Raw genomic sequence first — 18,263 nt, 5'->3', positions numbered from 1 at the left:
ATTGGGTAAAAGCCATTTCGACCCTAATTTTAGTTGGGGTTATCGCCTACAAGATCTACATAACGCCAACATCTTTAAGTATCGACTTCCCAACACTTCTATCACTGCTACTAGCACTTTTTTCAGTGGCTCTGTCGGCATTGTTCTATTTTAAGGCAACAGATACAAGCAACGCGTTCTACGACAACACATATAAATTCACACGTGATATCGCTCAGCTATTGGTAAAGATTGAGAGTGGATTTGGAGAGCGCTTGCGGCACCTTGATGAGGGTTACTCGTCGATGCGAAATTACCTGCAAAATGGTTCCTCGAATCAAACAGACAACGTCGAACGAACAAAGATGAAGTTGGAATCAGAAGAGCAGGAAGTTGAGAAAGTTGTAGCTGAGCGCAATGAAATTATTCAGCAATTGGTGGAACGCTCGCATCTCCAGCAAGAAGAAAAGGGGCAGATATTATCGCAGTTAAAGGCGAAAGAAGAAGAGCTAGCTCAATTCCAACACGAGATAGCGAAGCTCAACCGCCGCCTTGCGCTGGAGCGAGCGAGCCGAAGAGCAGCTCGCGACGATTTGCCAAGTATGGAGAGCGGCATTTCTGATTTCACTTTCAACAATGTGATCCGAAAAATGGGGCCCGATAGAGTTATCGCGCTCCCCAGTTCAATTATCCGTAAAAAATTCTCCGAAATCGCAGGCGAACTTCCTGGTGGTTACATCGAAGATTTAGAAAAGTATGGTTTTTTCGACGATGGACTAACTATTTCAGGGGCCAAATACCTTAAAACTCTTGCAGAGAAGTTCCGTGATCATGGATAGCAGGACGGTCGAGGGGGAATCGCGAATGACGATTTCACCATTTATTAATTTTCTGGTAGCTGCGATCCCGGCACCTCTGCGTTAGGTTACAAATGGTAAGTTGGTCCCAGATCACGATCCACCCAAGCGACGCAGCAGTCAATGTTCTTCGCGAAAGTTGGCGATGGCAGCTTGGAGATGCTTGGACGCCGCTCATGTTCTCTGCCATCGGCGACGTCTTTTTTGAAGTTTCGGCAGGAACGGTTTGGTGGCTGAGCACTGCGACAGGTGCATTAGAGCAAGTGGCAGAATCGCGTGAGCAGTTTGCGTCGTTGCTTGAAGGTGACGCAGTTGACGAATGGTTTCTGCCGTGTCTGGTGGAGGTGTTGTACGCACAAGGCAAACAACTCGGAGAAGATCAGTGCTACACCTATGCCATTCTGCCAATTTTTTCGGAAGGCAGCTTCAGCGCAGAGAACATGTACCCGGTGCTGGCGGCCGAGCATTTCTCCATGAGCGGCCATCTGCATGAGAGCATTCGAAAGCTCCCAGACGGTGCACAGGTTCAAGTGACTATCTCAGACTGAGCTTTGGGTACGAGTGCAGAATAAGCCTTTCATACGCTCATTCTCATTTTTTTAATTAACTCTCTGATCACACGGTTTTGCATCCGGTAAGAACCCAACAGCAATACACAGTGCCGTAACAAGACCAAGAGTAGGCAATAAAATATAAAATAATGTCAGAAACTCTGGTGCCGCAGGTGGAAAGACATCAACAATCTGACCAGTACGTTTATTCACCCAAGCGACCAGAGTGATGTCCTTCCCGTGACGCTCGTGGAATTCGTGCAACATTGGAATCGGGTGATCTGGAATAATCGTTTGAATTTCGGCTTGAGGAGAGTTCGAACTTTTCAATGTCAAATATAAACGCCAATAACTTCTTGCATGGCGATATGGGTCTTGGTCGGTAAAAACTGAAGAAACGAGTAGTACTGGACGCTTCTCTATATCCTGAAACTCGCTATTTCTCAGCTCATAAATAAGCAATGACCAAGCAAAGCAATGGAGTATCCCAGCCAAAAAAGCATAGCAGATAATCTTTCGGCGGAAATTTGATTTCATTCGTACAAACTTACCGAACAATTACCAGCAGCCGAAACGTAAGTGAAACTCATATTCAATTCCCTAAAAAAACCGCCCACCAGTTTTAAAATCCTCCGTCGCCTTCACCAGCGCACTCGCAATCCCGGGCTCCATCGCGGCGTGACCAGCATCGCCGATCACGTGGTAAGCCGCTTCTGGCCAAGCCTGATGCAAGCGGTAGGCTGAGATTGGTGGGCAAATGACGTCGTAGCGGCCTTGTACGATGACGGCTGGCAGGTGCTGGATTTTGCTGATTTTCTGGATCAACTGGTCTTCTTCCATGAAGGCTGCGTGCAGCATGTAATGCGCTTCTAAACGACCGATGCCGAGGCTAACCGCGTCTGACTCAAAGTCTTCAATCGCTTGCGGCTGCGGCTCCAGGAACAGGCAAGATCCTTCGTAGCGGCTCCAGTTGCGGGCGGCTTCCATGTAGATTGCCGGGTCGTCACAAAACAGGCGCTTTACGTAGGCTTGCAGCAGATCGTGGCGTTCTTCTGCGGGAATGGCGTCGGCAAAGCGCTGATGCACTTCGGGATAAAAATTGCCCATGCCGTTGACAAACCAATCGACTTCCGCCTTGGTGCACAAGAAGATGCCGCGCAGGATGAAACCGAGGCAGCGTTCCGGATGCGCTTCGCCATAGGCCAGAGCCAGTGTAGAACCCCATGATCCGCCGAAAACTAGCCACTCGGAGATGTCGAGCATGACGCGAATTTTTTCAATATCGTCGATCAGGAGCGGCGTCGTGTTATTGCGATATTCACCTAGCGGAGTCGATTTGCCAGCGCCGCGCTGATCGAACAGGACGATGCGGTAATGCGCCGGATCAAAAAATCGCCGGTGCGTAGGCGAGGTGCCGCCACCGGGTCCGCCATGCAAAAACAGCACTGGCTGCCCGTCAGGATTGCCACATTCTTCCCAATACAAGGTGTGCAAATCATCGACTTGCAACATGCCTGTCTTGTAGGGTTCAATCGGTGGAAATAGAGATAAGTTGGACATAAATACGCTCGATCAGGTTAAACAGCAAATAAATACTAGGGGACTGTATTTTTAATCGTCCAATGATTATTTGGACATAAAGGTATAAATTGGCACATACTCCCCTATAAATACTATATTTCAGGATAAATGAGTCAATCCACGCCAACTGGCAAATCCGGCGAAACACAACAAAATAGAACCAAACAAATGCAGGCTGGTGTGCAATAGGGCGACGGTATAATCGCCGCGCTGTAATAGCCCCATGGACTCTGCCGAGAAAGTGGAGAACGTCGTCAAGCCGCCCAAAAATCCGGTAATCACCAGCAAGCGCCATTCGGGCGACAGGTGCGGATTGGCAGAGAAAAACGCGACCGATAATCCGATGATGTAACTACCGCCGAGATTGGCAAGTAAGGTGCCGATGGGAAAGGATGGATGCGTGGCGTTAAGCCAGATGCCCAAGCCCCAGCGTAGCCAGGCACCAAGGGCAGCACCCAGACCGACTGCGAGAAAACTGAGGGTGTTCATCATTATGAGCAATCAAGGTTGGTGAGAGTTAAAGCAGGTGAATACAAAAGCGAGTGAGAATGAATGCAGGAGAGAAAATCACATACTCCCCATTATTTTTACTAAATATGCCTTATTGTCCAATGATTCTCTGGACGATTAAAATATACCCATTACCAGTATTAATTTAATGGCGCTAAATCTCTCTTACTTCCACTTATCCAGCGCCTTATCATCCGTCTCCCGCGCATCGACCCAGCGTGCGCCTTGCGGAGTTTGCTCTTTCTTCCAAAACGGTGCCTGCGTCTTCAGATAATCCATCACAAATTCGCAGGCGGCAAAGGCTTCGCCTCGGTGTGCCGATGCAACTGCTACCAACACAATCTGATCCAAAGGCTTGAGCGAACCGACCCGGTGGATCACCAAAGCGTCCAGCAAGTGCCAGCGCGCGTGGGCTTGCTGAACAATTTGCTCTAGGGCTTTTTCTGTCATGCCGGGATAATGCTCCAGCTCCATGGCATGAATATCCAAGCCGTCATTCAGATCGCGCACCAGACCAACAAAGCTGACGATGGCACCGATGGCAGGATTGCCTGAACGGAGTTTGGCCAGTTCGGTACTGACATCAAAATCGTCGGTTTGTACAAAGATAGGCATTGCGATCAACCGCCAGTCACAGGGGGGAAAAACGCGACCTCGCCACCGTCTTCGATCAAGGTATCGGCATCCGTCAACTGCTGGTCGTAGGCCATGCGCAAAGCACGCCCCTCAGCCAGAGCGTCGGCCCAAACATCACCGCGAGCGATTAACCAGTGACGGACATCGCCGATGGTTTTAACTTCTGCGGGTAAATTGACCGTCTCTTCCGAGGTATTAAGTGCTTCGCGGATGCTGGCAAAAAAACGTAATTGAATTTTCATAAAAAAGCTAAAACTGTTTAACTAACGGGATGACTAACGGGAGAAAAAATTAACGCTGAAAGCGACAGCGTTCATTGCATTATGAATTGCGCCACCGACCGTATCACGACATCAAACTGGCAAATGGGATAAAGCGTACTAAATCCCCTTTTGCAATCGCCTGCCCTGCCGCCACGTCGATCAAACCGTCGCCCCAAACGGTCGAGGTAAGTACGCCTGAGCTTTGGTTGGTAAACAGATCCAGCCCGTCTGACTGATTCAGTTTAACGCGTAAAAATTCGTTGCGGCGATCCGGTTTGGGCCAATCAAAATCGGCGCGCATCCTATACGATTGCGGCGCAATATTTGTTGCGATATCAGTCACGCCCTGCATCGCCAAAATAAACGGCCGCACAAATAATAAAAACGTGACGAAGCTGGAGACCGGATTGCCAGGCAAACCTAAGAAGAAGGCTGATTGGACTTCACCAAAAGCCAATGGCTTGCCGGGTTTGACCGCGATCTGCCACATATTGAGACGACCTTCTGCCTCGACTGCGGGCCTGATATGATCTTCTTCGCCGACAGAAACGCCGCCCGAGGTAATGATCAGATCATGCGTTTGTGCGGCCAGCCTTAGGGTGTCGCGGGTCGATTGCAAATTATCAGGCACGATGCCGTAATCGGTGATCTCGCAGCCCATGTTTTGCAACAGGCCGGTCAAGGTAAAGCGGTTGGAATTGTAGATCGCACCTGGCTTTAAGGCTTCGCCTGGCATTGCCAGTTCATCGCCAGTAAAAAATATCGCTACCCGGAGTTTGCGCACCACAGGCAAGGTTGCCAGACCGACCGAGGCAGCCAAGCCGAGTTCTTGCGCGCGCAGGCGAGTACCTGCTGGCAAAATCGTGGCGCCGGATTGAATGTCCTCGCCTTGCCGACGTATCCATTCACCTGGCTTAGGCGCATGCGCCACTGTCACGATGTCGCCATCCAGACTGCATTGCTCTTGCATGACAACGGCATCAGCACCGTCAGGTATCATCGCCCCTGTAAAAATTCTGGCTGCAGTCCCGGCAGCCAGCGCTTGTCCGATATGCCCTGCAGGAATACGTTGGGTCACGCGCAGTTGCGCAGTGCCGCTGACACAATCAGCTGCGCGCACGGCATATCCGTCCATTTGGGTATTGTCCATCGGCGGCACATGCAGCAAAGATCGTTGCGCTTGCGCCAGCACGCGACCATTGGCCTCTAGCGTGGAGACAATTTCAGTCTCGGTCAAAGGTCGCGCTGCACTCAATAAAAAATCAAGAGCTTGGGCGACGCTGAGCATCGGTTTTTTTTCAGTCATAGCCTTGTCGGTCATCGCGGAAATAGTTCGGAAAAGTGTTGAGTAATTTGCCCAACATTGTAGCCTTCCGCACCATTTGGCGCTGCATCATAGCGATGTGCAGCGCACAAACTGTGGCCGGTGAGTATCAAGGGCGCTTACGTGGCCATTACGTGGCCATTACGTGGCCATTACGTGCCCATTAAGTACCCATTAAGTACCCATTAAGTGCTCATTACGTGCCGCTTATATGCTCCTTAAGTAAGCCTACGTTACGCCGTCTTACTGATAGCGATGGGCTGATCTTTATCCGCGATAATTGCTGTCACTTTGTTGCTGATGTTCACACTACGATTGATCGCACCAATCACCGCTTTAAAAGACGCTCTGACAATATTGCCATCCAGCGCAACACCGAACTGAGTCACACCCTGCTCTACCCGTAATTCCACATAACAGGCCGCTTGAGCGTCAGCACCCGAGGTAATTGCGTGCTCGTGATAGTCCATCAATTTGATGTCGATACCTATTGCATTTACAAAGGCATCAATCGGGCCATTGCCATGACCTTTCAAGGTTTTTTTCTTACCATGATCTGTGATGTCGACTTCAATCTGTGCTGATTCGGCTTGTGCGGTGTCTTCGCTCATGCGATGACCAACATAAGCAAACGGCGCCAACTGATCCAGATATTCTTTTTTGAAAACGGCATAGATATCACTGGCAACAATTTCTTTTCCGCTGGTGTCGGTTACTGCTTGTACGACGCGGCTAAATTCAATTTGCAAACGACGTGGCAAAGACAATCCGTAATCTTGCTCCAGCAAATAGGCAACGCCGCCCTTACCTGACTGACTGTTAACTCGGATCACCGCATCGTAGCTGCGACCCAAATCCGCAGGGTCAATCGGCAAATACGGCACTTCCCAAATCGCATCTGGTTTTTGTTGGGCAAAACCTTTTTTGATCGCATCCTGATGTGAGCCAGAGAAAGCAGTAAATACCAGATCACCGACATAAGGATGACGTGGATGCACCGGCAATTGATTACAGTCCTCTACGCATTGACGCACCATATCAATATCAGAAAAATCGAGGCCAGGATGCACGCCTTGGGTGTAAAGGTTCAATGCCAAAGTCACCAGATCAACATTGCCGGTACGCTCGCCATTACCAAACAAACAGCCTTCAACCCGATCTGCACCGGCCATCACAGCCAGCTCGGCCGAGGCGACTGCCGTGCCGCGATCATTGTGTGGATGCACACTGATGATGATGGAATCGCGACGTGCTAATTTGCGATGCATCCATTCGATCTGATCGGCATACACATTGGGCGTACTTGACTCAACAGTGGATGGCAAGTTAAAAATCATCTTGTTGTACGGCGTCGGTTGCCAGACCTCAGACACGGCATCACACACATTTTTAGAGAAATCGAGTTCAGTGAGGCTGAAAGATTCTGGCGAATATTCAAAACCCCATTTGGTCTCCGGATGTTGTGCGACCAGTTCTTTAACGAGCTTGGTGCCGTTGACGGCGATGGCTTTAATCTCTTCACGCGACATACCAAAAACGATACGGCGGAAGGCTGGTGCTATGGAATTATACAAATGCACAATCGCCTGCTTTGCGCCGATAACTGACTCCACAGTACGACGGATTAACTCATCACGTGACTGAGTCAATACGATGATCGTGACATCATCGGGAATACGATTTTCATCAATCAGCTTACGGACAAAATCAAAATCCGTTTGTGATGCGGATGGAAAGCCGACTTCAATTTCTTTCAAACCGATCTGCACCAGCATCTCGAAGAATCGTAATTTTTTCTCAGGACTCATCGGCTCGATCAAAGCCTGGTTACCATCGCGCAAATCTGTACTCATCCAAATCGGCGGATGGGTAATGACCTTGTCAGGCCAGGTACGGTTAGTCAATTGCACAGGTGGGAAAGCGCGGTACTTCGCTGCTGGATTAGTCAACATCATGATGAGTCCTATTTTGGTCAATGCGGGTGAATTTGGGTGAAGCAAAAATCTTGAATCGGGGAGAATCTAATGTGGCACCAGGCTACCTGACGGCCACGGAACACTAGGCCAGGTAACCGATCGGTAGTGGTAGCAGAGCTAGCGCACGCGCAAAGATCATCACAGCGATGACATCGCCAGAGATGAGCGTTACGAGTATGGACTTAAAGTGCATATGCCAGCTTTCTACAACGTCGGACTATTTTGTTTGGATTTGGTGCAGCAGCACCGAGGGATACAACAACAGCTAGGGAGAATTACTGAGCAACGCTTAGTAGTAGCGCAGCCAGTAGCAGCAGCGCTAGCAGAGTGCTGGCGCCGTGCGATAAAGCTAGTATAGAATGAGTTTTTGCGGAATACATGCCACTAATGTAGGCGACGATGCGCGTGGCTGTCAATAGCGGACTACAACAATGTCGGAAATTACTTAATACTGGCCTTGTGTTTGAGCGGTGCCAATTTATAACTACCTACAAAGGCTCATGACAACAAACACACAGCTTATTGCCGTCAGGATCACGGAAATAGGCACCGTAGTAATTGGGATGATATTCAGGCCGCAAGCCAGGAGCACCTTCACAACGACCGCCAGACGCCAAAGCGACTTGATAAGCACGATCAACTGTAGCGCGGTCGGAAGCCAATAAAGCAGTCATCTGCCCATTACCCGGAGTAGCAACTTCACCATTAAAAGGTCGGCCGATTACCAACAGAGGACGAGCAGCAAGCGGAGACATCCAACCAGCCCAAGGTTTGTCGTGATCACAAAATTTTAATTGCAACGCCAGTACATCCATCAACGCAGAATAAAACGCCAATGCTTTTGGGAAGTCGGTGATGCCGATGGAGATGTGGGAAAACATGGTTTATGTTTTTTTCGGTTATGTGGGATAGATTCCGGTTTAGTTAATGATATTTTACAAGCGAGAGAATGTTCCGGGAACCGAAAAAAAACATAGCCAGAGTATTGGTTGATACCGTCGGTCTATTCAACCATTACAAACAACAGCGACGTATAGACGATGGGCGTACAAAACAGTCGATCTAAATCGGAACATAGAGGCAATTTTGCCAAGCAGCGATAGCGTCACGCGTACGCAAAAACAATCCAGGCGGATAAACAAGATTAATAATATTTTCCGACCTTATGATGAATGTTTGGTTAGCTGCAGTATTGGAAGATATCACGTAAGTCCTTGACTAAACTTTCTCGCTAATCGCCAATTTGGCCAGAAATCGTTTCATATGCGGGTCTGCACGCTCAAACGGAACTTCGTTAAACGGAAACCAACAAATGCCCTCAAATTCCCGTTCGTCAAATCTAATGTTTTGATGCCGGCTGGCACGAAGTACGTACCATAACGAGACATCTGTGTGTCCAGCAGTAAGCCCGACAGTCGCAGTTATAGTCACAAATAGAGGGGCCTCAATTGGATGCGACGCGACAAAACCTAGCTCCTCCTCTAATTCTCGACCAACCGTAACGCGAGGGTGTTCACCTTGTTCTACGTGGCCGCCAGGCGGTAGCCATAGCTTGGCGTTCCGATGGTCAACCAGCAGGACATACCCATCATCTATTACGACAAAATAAGACACCAGGTGCATTGGAGGTGTGGCCGGTTTTGTTACTCTGCATAATTCAACGCCGGAGTCTATCCATGTCAGGCAGCGAGAAATATCATCACGCTCCAAAGTGTCGAAAGGGGAAATAGACAAAATTTCGTCTCGGATTTGCTGGAGCATAGTCTTCGGTAATTTTTTCAATGAACGGGGCTTGATCGGACAAGTATTATGATCAGTTTTTTTGAACTATGCGTGATATTCTACTTTCACCTTAAGCACATCCATCAGAAAAACATGCTACAACTTCGTCCTAACTGCGAGCATTGCGATTGTGATTTACCTCCCGATTCCCAGCAGGCTCGTATCTGCACTTTTGAATGCACATTTTGTGCAAGCTGCGCAGATCAGGTGTACCAGAATATCTGCCCCAATTGCGGAGGCAATCTGGTCGCCAGACCAATCCGACCAGCGAATAAATTGACCACATATCCAGCCTCACAAGAACGTGTACACAGACCCGTTAGCTGATCGATGGCTTTATTGTAAGCTCTGGTCAAGACGACTTCCTATTCACTCCATGCACATCTATTTTCATGTCTAAAAATGTCCTCACCACTCGTCATTTAATAACCGCATTGATTGTTGTCTGTTTATGGGGAATGAATTTTGTCGTGATTAAGATTGGTTTGAAAGGGATTCCGCCATTTTTGATGGGCGCACTGCGTTTTATGCTGGTGGCCTTTCCTGCGATTTTATTTTTGCCACGACCTAAGGTGCCGTTTAAATTGCTGGTGGCCTATGCTTTGACCATTAGTCTTGGTCAGTTTGCTTTTTTGTTCTCGGCCATGGCGGTTGGCATGCCTGCTGGATTGGCCTCGCTGGTGCTACAGGCGCAGGCATTTTTTACGGTTGGTCTGTCTGCCATCGTGTTTGGCGACAAGCTGCGCGCCAGCAATTTGATTGGTATGTTGATCGCTAGTGCGGGGTTGATACTTCTTGGTAGCGCTAGTATTGCAAGTTCTGGCAGTCAGGTGAGTTTGTTGGGTTTTGTGCTGACGATCTGCGCTGCCTTCTCTTGGGCCAGCGGCAATGTGATCAATAAAAAAATTGGCCCGACCGCGGTATTAAGTCTGGTGTCGTGGAGTGCTTTGATCCCGATTATTCCCTTCGCCCTACTGTCGCTCATTTTTGAAGGTCCCGACGTGATTGCGCATAGCCTGAGCAATATGAGTCTGTCTTCTGCTTTGACGATCGTGTATCTGGCGCTGGCAGCAACGCTGATTGGCTACACCTTGTGGGGCCGCTTATTGTCTAGTCTGCCCACGCATATGGTGGCGCCGCTGACCTTAATGGTGCCTGTTATTGGTTTGACCGCCGCCTGGATTTTGCTTGGTGAGGCACTGCGGCCTTTACAAATTGTGGGGGCGCTGATCGTGATGTGTGGCTTGCTGATCAATGTGTTTGGCGCACGTTTGCTAGAGCGTACTCGCGTTTTGTTTGCGAGCTGAATCAGAATTTATCAACAAAAATCCAAATTTTGATCGTCCAATGATTCTGCGGCTCTCAGGCCAATATCGTTCCAGAGGCCGCATATATACTGGAGGATGCAAAAATTACCATAAAAAAATCCAGTGATATTGAATAATATCTCTGGATTTTTTATTGATCAAAACAGCAGGTTCTACAAACCTGTATGACCTGCGATATAGGCTTTCATTTTTTCAATATCGGTCGTCATTACCTCAAATCGCTGCGGCAAAGCCTCGATATTTTCGAACCCGGCTGGGCGCTCTGCATCGCGCCCTAATGCTTCTTTTATCGTCTCATTAAACTTGGCCGGCAAGGCGGTTTCTAATACGATCATCGGGATACCTGGCTCTATGCGTTCCAGGGCAACCTTGATGCCATCTGCGGTGTGTGTATCTACCGTGATGCCGTAATTTTTTTCTACCTGACGTATGGTAGTCAGGCGATCAGCATGAACGGATTTGCCTGACTCGAAACCGAAGCGCGCAATCTTTTTAAATTCATCACCATCACTGCCCGGATTGCCGGATAAATCGAACCCGCCTTGTGTTTCTACTTTATGGAATAAGGCTACCAAACGCGTACTATCGCCGTCTAATAGATCATGAATAAAGCGTTCAAAATTGGAGGCTTTGGAAATATCCATTGACGGGCTGGTAGTGTGCCAGGTTTCTGCCGATTTACGCACGCGGTATATGCCTGTACGGAAGAACTCATCAAGCACATCGTTTTCATTGGTTGCCACAACTAATTTGGCAATTGGCAAGCCCATCATACGGGCGATGTGACCGGCGCAGATATTGCCGAAATTACCCGACGGGACTGTGAACGATACCTTTTGATCATTACTGCTAGTGGCGCTCAAATAACCGCGGAAGTAATACACCACCTGCGCAACAACACGCGCCCAGTTGATGGAATTGACGGTACCGATTTTTTGACGGGCTTTGTATTCAAGATCGTTAGAAACTGCCTTAACCATGTCCTGGCAATCATCAAAAACACCTTCGACAGCGATGTTAAAAATATTTGGATCTTGCAGGCTGAACATTTGCGCAGTCTGAAAAGCACTCATTTTTTTATGCGGCGATAACATAAAAACCCGTATGCCTTTTTTGCCACGCATTGCGTATTCCGCCGCACTGCCAGTGTCACCAGAGGTCGCACCAAAAATATTTAACTCAGCCTCTTTTTTTGTCAGCGTGTATTCAAACAAATTGCCCAGCAATTGCATCGCCATGTCCTTAAAAGCCAGAGTCGGGCCATTTGATAAGGCTTGTAACAATAGTTTGCGACCATCCTTGTCTTCCAACATACGCAAAGGTGTGATCTGGCTGGCGTCTTCGCCGTCGCGGACATTGCGGTAAACATCAGCAGTATACGTTTTGTCGGTAATCGCTTTGAGATCATCCTCTGGAATATCAGTAGCAAATTTTTTGAGCACGGCAAATGCCAGATCAGCGTAAGACAACTCGCGCCAAGCATTGAGTTCATCGCTAGTAACTTGCGGATAGCTTTTAGGCAGATATAGACCGCCATCAGGAGCCAGACCGCCTAACAGGATTTCAGAAAAATGGGGGCTTGCGGCATGTCCGCGAGTTGAGGCGTATTGCATAAATAATTGATTTTAAGAGACTAAGTTGGAGGAATTTGAATGTAATTTGATGGATAGCTGAGAATGTCGCAGAAAATGTACCAAGAACGTGTGCTGAGAGCAATCAGCGAAACGCCTTTAAAATTTACCTGGACAAATATTCTCTCTATTATATCGTTCTTAACACTCAAAAACCTGCGCAAATTTGGCCAAAACGGCCATGTGATTGCTATTTATTCGGCATTATCGATCAGCAACAATCTTTCTGGATGTGAATATACGACAAAATTTTTCTGCCTGACGAATCCTATAAGGCACATCCCAGCCTGCTCAGCGAGCCTCACTGCCAATGCGGTTGGAGCAGAAATTGTGGCAAGAATGGCTATATTGGCACGTGCAGATTTTTGCACTAATTCATAACTGGCACGACTACTCATGATGGCAAAACCGGGTTGCCGGATTGATTTACCTTTGGAGTTGAGCTTGGCATCAATAGCTAACGCACCAACCAATTTATCCAGGGCATTGTGACGGCCCACATCTTCTCTTAGCAGTTGGATTGTCCCCGCCATGCCTACCCAGGCGGCAGCATGCATGGCACCGGTGATGGCATTGATGGGTTGCTTACTTTTTAGTGAGTCGAAAGCCTTCAGCAAAGCTTGCTTATCTAAACGAGTTTCCGGTTGAACATCGCCGTTGCTGGCAGACGCATTGCCAAGCATAACGGCAGGTACAAGGGTCGGTATATTAAGATCGAGCGCATTCAGACTTTCTAAACCACATACGCCGCAGCCAGTCTTGCCAATCAGGCTACGCCGTTTATCTTTAAGACGGACAAAGCATTCACTGGCGATGGTCATTCGCACTTCTACGCCAACAGTATTTGCCGATTGACCTACCGCGTCATTATTAATGCATTCGATATCGTAAATTTGACTGGCGTGATCAATAATTTGTTCGGCCAGGCTGAAACCGACAGCAAAGTCTTCCAGGTCCAAGGGTGTAGCCATCATCACCGCATGTGAGATGCCGTTGAAGACTAAGGCGATGGGGATTTCTTCTGCCAACTGGTCTGGCGTAGGTAACACCGGACTATCGTTCTGATTTGCGCTATGGCGTAAGACCAACATTTCGCGGTAGGCATGCTCAATTTCTTGGCTCATACTTTTATATCTAGTTTATTCCTGCAGCGCACAAGCCATACGACCTTTTTCGGTCAAAGAGCAGAGAGTACGGTCATCGATTTGCTGAACCTGAACCAAACCTGGGCCAGCTTGCGTACCTATGACCTCGTCACCTAAATAAGCGATACATCGTAATAAGCTACTTTGACGTACACGCAAACGCTTACTTAAACGCGCCAGTGACACTGGCTCGCTCTGTGCAGCTAACTCTAGCAATAAGGCTTCGATCAGATCAACAGAAACAGCGAGCGAAGCATCATTTACTTCATTACTCATCAAACGTGACTTACCGCATCCGATGCCATCTGCGGCTTGCTTACCGCCTTGCTCTCAGATGAATTTTGACTAGCTGTATGCGGCGTCACTACCACGGGGATCGATTTAGAAGTCGGTGTCCGAGCGAAGTCCGCAAAACTAGATAACGGTATTAGATTATTAGTTTCGGGGAAATAGGCGGCAAGACAACCGCGTGGAATATTGTATTCCACGAGCATGAAACGTTTTGCCTGACGCTGAATTTTGTCGTCACACAAACTTTCCAGATCAACCCAATCACCGACTTTCATCCCTAATTCTGCGATGTCTTCTTTATTGATGAACAAAACTCTGCGCTCGCCAAACACACCCCGGTAACGATCGTTCATTCCATAGATTGTGGTGTTGTACTGATCATGTGAACGCATGGTACCCAGATTAAATACTGGGGAAGTACGACTTTGGCGGGCCTGATGTATTGGCAAATCCGTCGGCACCGGATGTGCGTAAAAGTTTGCTTTTTTATTCGCTGTAACCCAATTGCGCTCGGATGCAGTGTTACGCAAATGGAAGCCGCCAGGCACTTTTACCTTGCTATTGAAATCAGCAAAATCATCAAACACCTCAGCAATCTTGTCGCGAATCCGGTCGTAATCAGCTGCCAGCCACATCCAATCAGTTTTACTACGCCCCTTTAGCGTCGCTGCTGCCATACGCGCCACGATCATAGGTTCCGAGAGCAAGTTGCTTGAGGCCGGCGCATTAATCCCGGACGATAGATGCACCATACTCATCGAATCCTCAACACTAACTGCTTGCGGACCAGTCTCTTGTATATCAATCTCCGTACGGCCAAGACATGGCAAGATCAAGGCTTCACGCCCGCAAATCAAATGACTACGATTGAGCTTAGTCGCGACATGTACAGTCAAAGCACAATTTTGCAAAGCGCGATGCGTCAAGTCGGTATCAGGTGTAGCGGTGGCAAAATTACCGCCCATTGCGAAGAACACTTTATTTGATTCATCCAGCATCGCTTGTATTGCACCAACGGTGTCGTAGCCGTCTTCACGTGGCGGGGCAAAATCAAACACCTGCCCAAGGCGGTCTAAAAATGCTGGACTAGGTTTCTCATAAATTCCCATTGTGCGATCGCCTTGCACATTGCTATGACCACGCACAGGACAAGGACCGGCACCAGGTCGGCCAATATTGCCGCGAAGTAGCAACAGATTGACGATCATCTGTATTGTTGCGACAGAATGTTTATGCTGAGTGATACCCATACCCCAGCAAGCGATCACTTTACCTGCGCCGATATAAATATCAGCAGCACGCTGGATTTGTGCACGCTCTAAACCAGATTCACGCAACACAACATCCCAAGGCTCAGCCATGACATCGGCAGCAAAACTATCAAAATTAGCGGTGTGCTGGGCAATAAAATCAAGATCAATGATGCGCGCCTTACCAGCTTGCTGGGCCGCCAGATCAGCCTCCAGCACGCACTTGATCATGCCTTTAACCGTCGCTAAATCGCCACCAATTTTTACCTGAAAATAATCGGAAGAGATTGAGGTTGATTGATCTCCGATCATCTCCACCATATTTTGCGGGTTTTGGAATTTTTCTAAACCACGTTCACGCAAAGGATTAAAAGAGACGATTGATGCGCCACGTTTAGACGCCGCACGCAACTCACCGAGCATGCGCGGATGATTAGTGCCAGGATTTTGTCCAAAAATTAAAATCGCATCTGCCACTTCAAAATCTGACAACAGAACGGTACCTTTGCCGACACCAATTGCAGCCTTCATTGCAAAGCCCGAAGGCTCGTGGCACATGTTAGAGCAGTCAGGAAAATTATTAGTACCAAACTCGCGTACAAATAACTGGTACAAGAATGCAGCTTCGTTGCTGGTGCGGCCTGATGTATAAAAGATAGCATCGTTAGGTGATGCCAGCGCATTCAGGCGCTTAGCGATCAGATCAAATGCTTGTGCCCATTCGATTACCTGATATTTGTCCGTGGCACGATCGTATTGCATAGGTTGCGTTAAGCGTCCCTGCCCTTCCAACCAAAAATCGGTTTGTTCGCTTAGCCACTGCACCGTATGCTTGGAAATTAACTCTGGTGTAGCGCGGCGTGCTGTAGATTCTGCCGCGACTGCTTTTGCACCATTTTCACAAAATTCAAACGTCGATGTATGGTCTTGATCAGGCCATGCACAACCAGGGCAATCAAAGCCATCTGGCTGATTCGCCGACAATAAAGTACGCGCGCCTTTACCGGGAATACCTTGCTGGAAAATCTGCTCAGCAACACTTTTTAAGGCACCCCAGCCACCAGCGGGACGGTCATACACTTGAACTATTTTTTTGCTCATAATTGCGCTCTTCATTTTACTAACGGTTTGAACTTTGAAAACGTGGCTTTTTAAAACTTGGACTTTAAAAATTGGGACTTTAATACGGGCTTTGAGAACTTAAATTTTTCTACATCATCAATAAAATCGATGAGCGTAAGCATCCAAGTTTCGTAATATTTTCTAAGTCTACGCCAAAAAAAAAGATCGCACTGAGGCGACCTTTTTTTGCTTACATCTATTATTTAAATAACAAAACAGCTTTTTGCAAAGTGATCCAAATACCGATTGCTAATGGGATACCTACTGCTGCCCAAGCAAACAATACGGTTGCCTGGCTAGTCGAACCGCCTTTTCCAACAACGCTACCATCGGTGGAGCTAGCGATAACACGATCATGTGCCAGCTTGCGTTCAGTCGCCAGTTCTTCATCTGTCATAAAAGTGCTGTCTTTAACAGGGCGCACTAATAAATTACAAATAAAGCCGAGAACTAACATACCCGCCAAGATGTACATGGTGATGTCATATGCCTGCGCTTTTGCTACGCCGTGCGCCAATTGGTATTCGCGGATATACGTAATCAGCAAAGGTCCGAGCACACCCGCAGTTGACCATGCCGTCAGCAAACGACCGTGGATAGCACCAACCATTTGCGAGCCGAACATATCTGCCAGATACGCTGGCACAGTGGCAAAACCACCACCATACATAGACAAGATAATGCAGAAAAACAATACGAACAAAGCCAAACTACCTGCATGCGCTACTGTAGGAATCGATGCGTAAAGAATGAAGCCAAGTACGAAGAAGACGAAGTAAGTACCTTTGCGACCGATATAGTCTGAAATCGACGCCCAGAAGAAGCGACCACCAATATTGAACAAGGACAGCAAACCAGTAAATGCCGCTGCGATAGTCGCAATCTGTTTCTTTTGGTCTGGATTTAAGTCATTGAAGCCAAGATCGACGCCAATCAATTTACCGCCAAACACTTCTTGCAGCAAAGGCGATGCCATACCCAAGATACCGATACCAGCAGACACGTTTAAGCACAGCACAGCCCAGATCAACCAGAACTGCTTAGTCTTCCAAGCCTTGTTCAAGTGGACATGTTTGTTCGTGATCATTGCATTGTTAGTTTGTACTGGAGGCGTCCAACCGGCTGGCTTCCAACCAGAAGCGGGTACACGGTAACCAAATGCACCAGCCATCATAAATACAAAATAAATCGCAGCCATGACCAAGAAGGTTTGCCATACGCCGACAGAAGTAGGTGTCGCGAAATGACGCATTAACCAATCAGCTAATGGTGATCCAATCAAAGCACCGCCACCAAAGCCCATGATCGCCATACCAGTTGCCATCCCACGCTTGTCCGGAAACCATTTAATCAGCGTCGATACTGGTGAAATATAGCCCAGACCCAAGCCAATACCACCAATGACACCACCGCCTAACCACAACAGCCAGGCCTGATGCGTGTACACACCAAAGGAGGAAATCACTAGACCACCACACCAGCACAATGCAGAAACCACACCAGCTTTTCGTGGGCCTGCACGCTCCAGCCAACCACCAAATAAGGCAGCGGAAGAGCCGAGGAAGATGAAGAACAAGGTGTACATCAACGTCAGAGTAGAGATTTTCCAATCGCAATCACTGGCAAACAGTTCTTGCAATAGACCAACATCGCTGGCACAGGCAAGCGGTTTATCTATACCGATTGCTTTCGAAAGCGGCAACCAAAACACGGAGAAACCATACGCCATACCGATACAAAGATGAATCGCCAAAGCCGCAGGCGGTACTAGCCAACGATTGAAGCCTTCACCAGCAATGGTGCGCTCCTTAGCTAGCAAAGAAAATTGCGATTGGGACATAAAATTTTGCCTTTATGTTGATGATGAAAATCAAGGTTAACAAAAGTTTAGCTTAGAGGTTCAGCTCAAAACAGGTCGAACAAATTGTTACATTCGGCATGAGAGTGCATTGTGTTATCGCAAATTCTTTTTGGCAACAGTTTTTAAAGCTAATTTCAAAGCGAATGAATAGATATCTTAGATCATTCCTGTAAGAA

At 47.9% G+C, this 18,263-nt stretch carries 18 protein-coding genes; 4 read left to right on the top strand and 14 right to left on the bottom strand.

What is annotated here, in order from left to right; all coding sequences use genetic code 11:
- Positions 1–125 precede the first annotated feature (125 nt).
- The gene (locus AAKU64_RS04845) at positions 126–818 is read left to right on the top strand and encodes a hypothetical protein (protein ID WP_354361562.1); all 693 of its coding nucleotides are present in this window, start codon (positions 126–128) and stop codon (positions 816–818) included.
- Positions 819–1,012: 194 nt separating this feature from the next.
- Positions 1,013–1,384: a T6SS immunity protein Tdi1 domain-containing protein gene (locus AAKU64_RS04840; RefSeq protein ID WP_354329836.1), complete on the top strand. Its 372-nt coding sequence runs from the start codon at positions 1,013–1,015 to the stop codon at positions 1,382–1,384.
- Between the two features lie 51 nt (positions 1,385–1,435).
- Here AAKU64_RS04840 and AAKU64_RS04835 read toward each other — a convergent pair whose 3' ends face one another.
- The 9 genes from AAKU64_RS04835 to AAKU64_RS04795 all read right to left on the bottom strand — a co-directional run bounded on the left by AAKU64_RS04835 (position 1,436) and on the right by AAKU64_RS04795 (position 9,300).
- Complete coding sequence (locus AAKU64_RS04835; protein WP_354329834.1) at positions 1,436–1,924, bottom strand: hypothetical protein; 489 nt, start codon at positions 1,922–1,924, stop codon at positions 1,436–1,438.
- 63 nt (positions 1,925–1,987) lie between these two features.
- Positions 1,988–2,947 (bottom strand): prolyl aminopeptidase, encoded by a 960-nt coding sequence (gene pip / locus AAKU64_RS04830; RefSeq protein ID WP_354329832.1) that lies wholly within the window; start codon positions 2,945–2,947, stop codon positions 1,988–1,990.
- Positions 2,948–3,067: 120 nt separating this feature from the next.
- On the bottom strand, positions 3,068–3,460 hold the full coding sequence (gene crcB, locus AAKU64_RS04825) for a fluoride efflux transporter CrcB (protein WP_354329830.1): 393 nt from the start codon (positions 3,458–3,460) through the stop codon (positions 3,068–3,070).
- A gap of 183 nt (positions 3,461–3,643) precedes the next feature.
- Positions 3,644–4,093 (bottom strand): molybdopterin synthase catalytic subunit MoaE, encoded by a 450-nt coding sequence (gene moaE / locus AAKU64_RS04820; protein WP_354329828.1) that lies wholly within the window; start codon positions 4,091–4,093, stop codon positions 3,644–3,646.
- Positions 4,094–4,098: 5 nt separating this feature from the next.
- The gene (gene moaD / locus AAKU64_RS04815) at positions 4,099–4,356 is read right to left on the bottom strand and encodes a molybdopterin converting factor subunit 1 (RefSeq protein WP_323492002.1); all 258 of its coding nucleotides are present in this window, start codon (positions 4,354–4,356) and stop codon (positions 4,099–4,101) included.
- Positions 4,357–4,459: 103 nt separating this feature from the next.
- Positions 4,460–5,683, bottom strand: a complete 1,224-nt coding sequence (locus tag AAKU64_RS04810) for a molybdopterin molybdotransferase MoeA (RefSeq protein ID WP_354361560.1) — start codon at positions 5,681–5,683, stop codon at positions 4,460–4,462.
- Positions 5,684–5,934: 251 nt separating this feature from the next.
- Positions 5,935–7,656: a 2-isopropylmalate synthase gene (leuA, locus tag AAKU64_RS04805; RefSeq protein ID WP_354361558.1), complete on the bottom strand. Its 1,722-nt coding sequence runs from the start codon at positions 7,654–7,656 to the stop codon at positions 5,935–5,937.
- Positions 7,657–8,165: 509 nt separating this feature from the next.
- Positions 8,166–8,558, bottom strand: a complete 393-nt coding sequence (locus AAKU64_RS04800) for a VOC family protein (RefSeq protein WP_354329823.1) — start codon at positions 8,556–8,558, stop codon at positions 8,166–8,168.
- A gap of 337 nt (positions 8,559–8,895) precedes the next feature.
- Positions 8,896–9,300, bottom strand: coding sequence for an NUDIX domain-containing protein (locus tag AAKU64_RS04795; protein WP_354329821.1), 405 nt, complete (start codon positions 9,298–9,300; stop codon positions 8,896–8,898).
- A 252-nt stretch (positions 9,301–9,552) separates the two neighbouring features.
- Between AAKU64_RS04795 and AAKU64_RS04790 the strand changes: the two genes are divergently transcribed.
- Together AAKU64_RS04790 and AAKU64_RS04785 are read left to right on the top strand one after the other, a co-directional pair.
- Entirely contained in the window at positions 9,553–9,786 is a 234-nt protein-coding gene (locus AAKU64_RS04790) for a DUF1272 domain-containing protein (RefSeq protein ID WP_354329819.1), read from the top strand.
- A gap of 65 nt (positions 9,787–9,851) precedes the next feature.
- A complete protein-coding gene (locus tag AAKU64_RS04785; RefSeq protein ID WP_322118800.1) occupies positions 9,852–10,766 on the top strand; it encodes an EamA family transporter in 915 nt (304 codons plus the stop codon).
- 173 nt (positions 10,767–10,939) lie between these two features.
- Here AAKU64_RS04785 and thrC read toward each other — a convergent pair whose 3' ends face one another.
- The 5 genes from thrC to AAKU64_RS04760 form a co-directional block, all read right to left on the bottom strand.
- A complete protein-coding gene (gene thrC / locus AAKU64_RS04780; RefSeq protein ID WP_354329817.1) occupies positions 10,940–12,400 on the bottom strand; it encodes a threonine synthase in 1,461 nt (486 codons plus the stop codon).
- Between the two features lie 212 nt (positions 12,401–12,612).
- Entirely contained in the window at positions 12,613–13,542 is a 930-nt protein-coding gene (gene fdhD, locus AAKU64_RS04775) for a formate dehydrogenase accessory sulfurtransferase FdhD (RefSeq protein WP_354329815.1), read from the bottom strand.
- Positions 13,543–13,557: 15 nt separating this feature from the next.
- Positions 13,558–13,839 carry a hypothetical protein gene (locus AAKU64_RS04770; RefSeq protein ID WP_354329814.1) on the bottom strand — a complete coding sequence of 94 codons (282 nt, stop codon included), beginning with the start codon at positions 13,837–13,839 and terminating at the stop codon, positions 13,558–13,560.
- Positions 13,839–16,205 (bottom strand): FdhF/YdeP family oxidoreductase, encoded by a 2,367-nt coding sequence (locus AAKU64_RS04765; RefSeq protein ID WP_354361556.1) that lies wholly within the window; start codon positions 16,203–16,205, stop codon positions 13,839–13,841. The genes AAKU64_RS04770 and AAKU64_RS04765 overlap by 1 nt, the downstream gene beginning before the upstream one ends.
- Before the next feature lie 220 nt (positions 16,206–16,425).
- On the bottom strand, positions 16,426–18,066 hold the full coding sequence (locus AAKU64_RS04760) for an OFA family MFS transporter (protein WP_354329810.1): 1,641 nt from the start codon (positions 18,064–18,066) through the stop codon (positions 16,426–16,428).
- Positions 18,067–18,263: the final 197 nt, after the last annotated feature.

Source organism: Undibacterium sp. GrIS 1.8, assembly GCF_040544445.1.
Taxonomy (GTDB): Bacteria; Pseudomonadota; Gammaproteobacteria; order Burkholderiales; family Burkholderiaceae_D; genus Undibacterium.
Note: the sequence above shows the minus strand (reverse complement) of the source record. Positions and strands in the feature narration are given on the sequence as shown.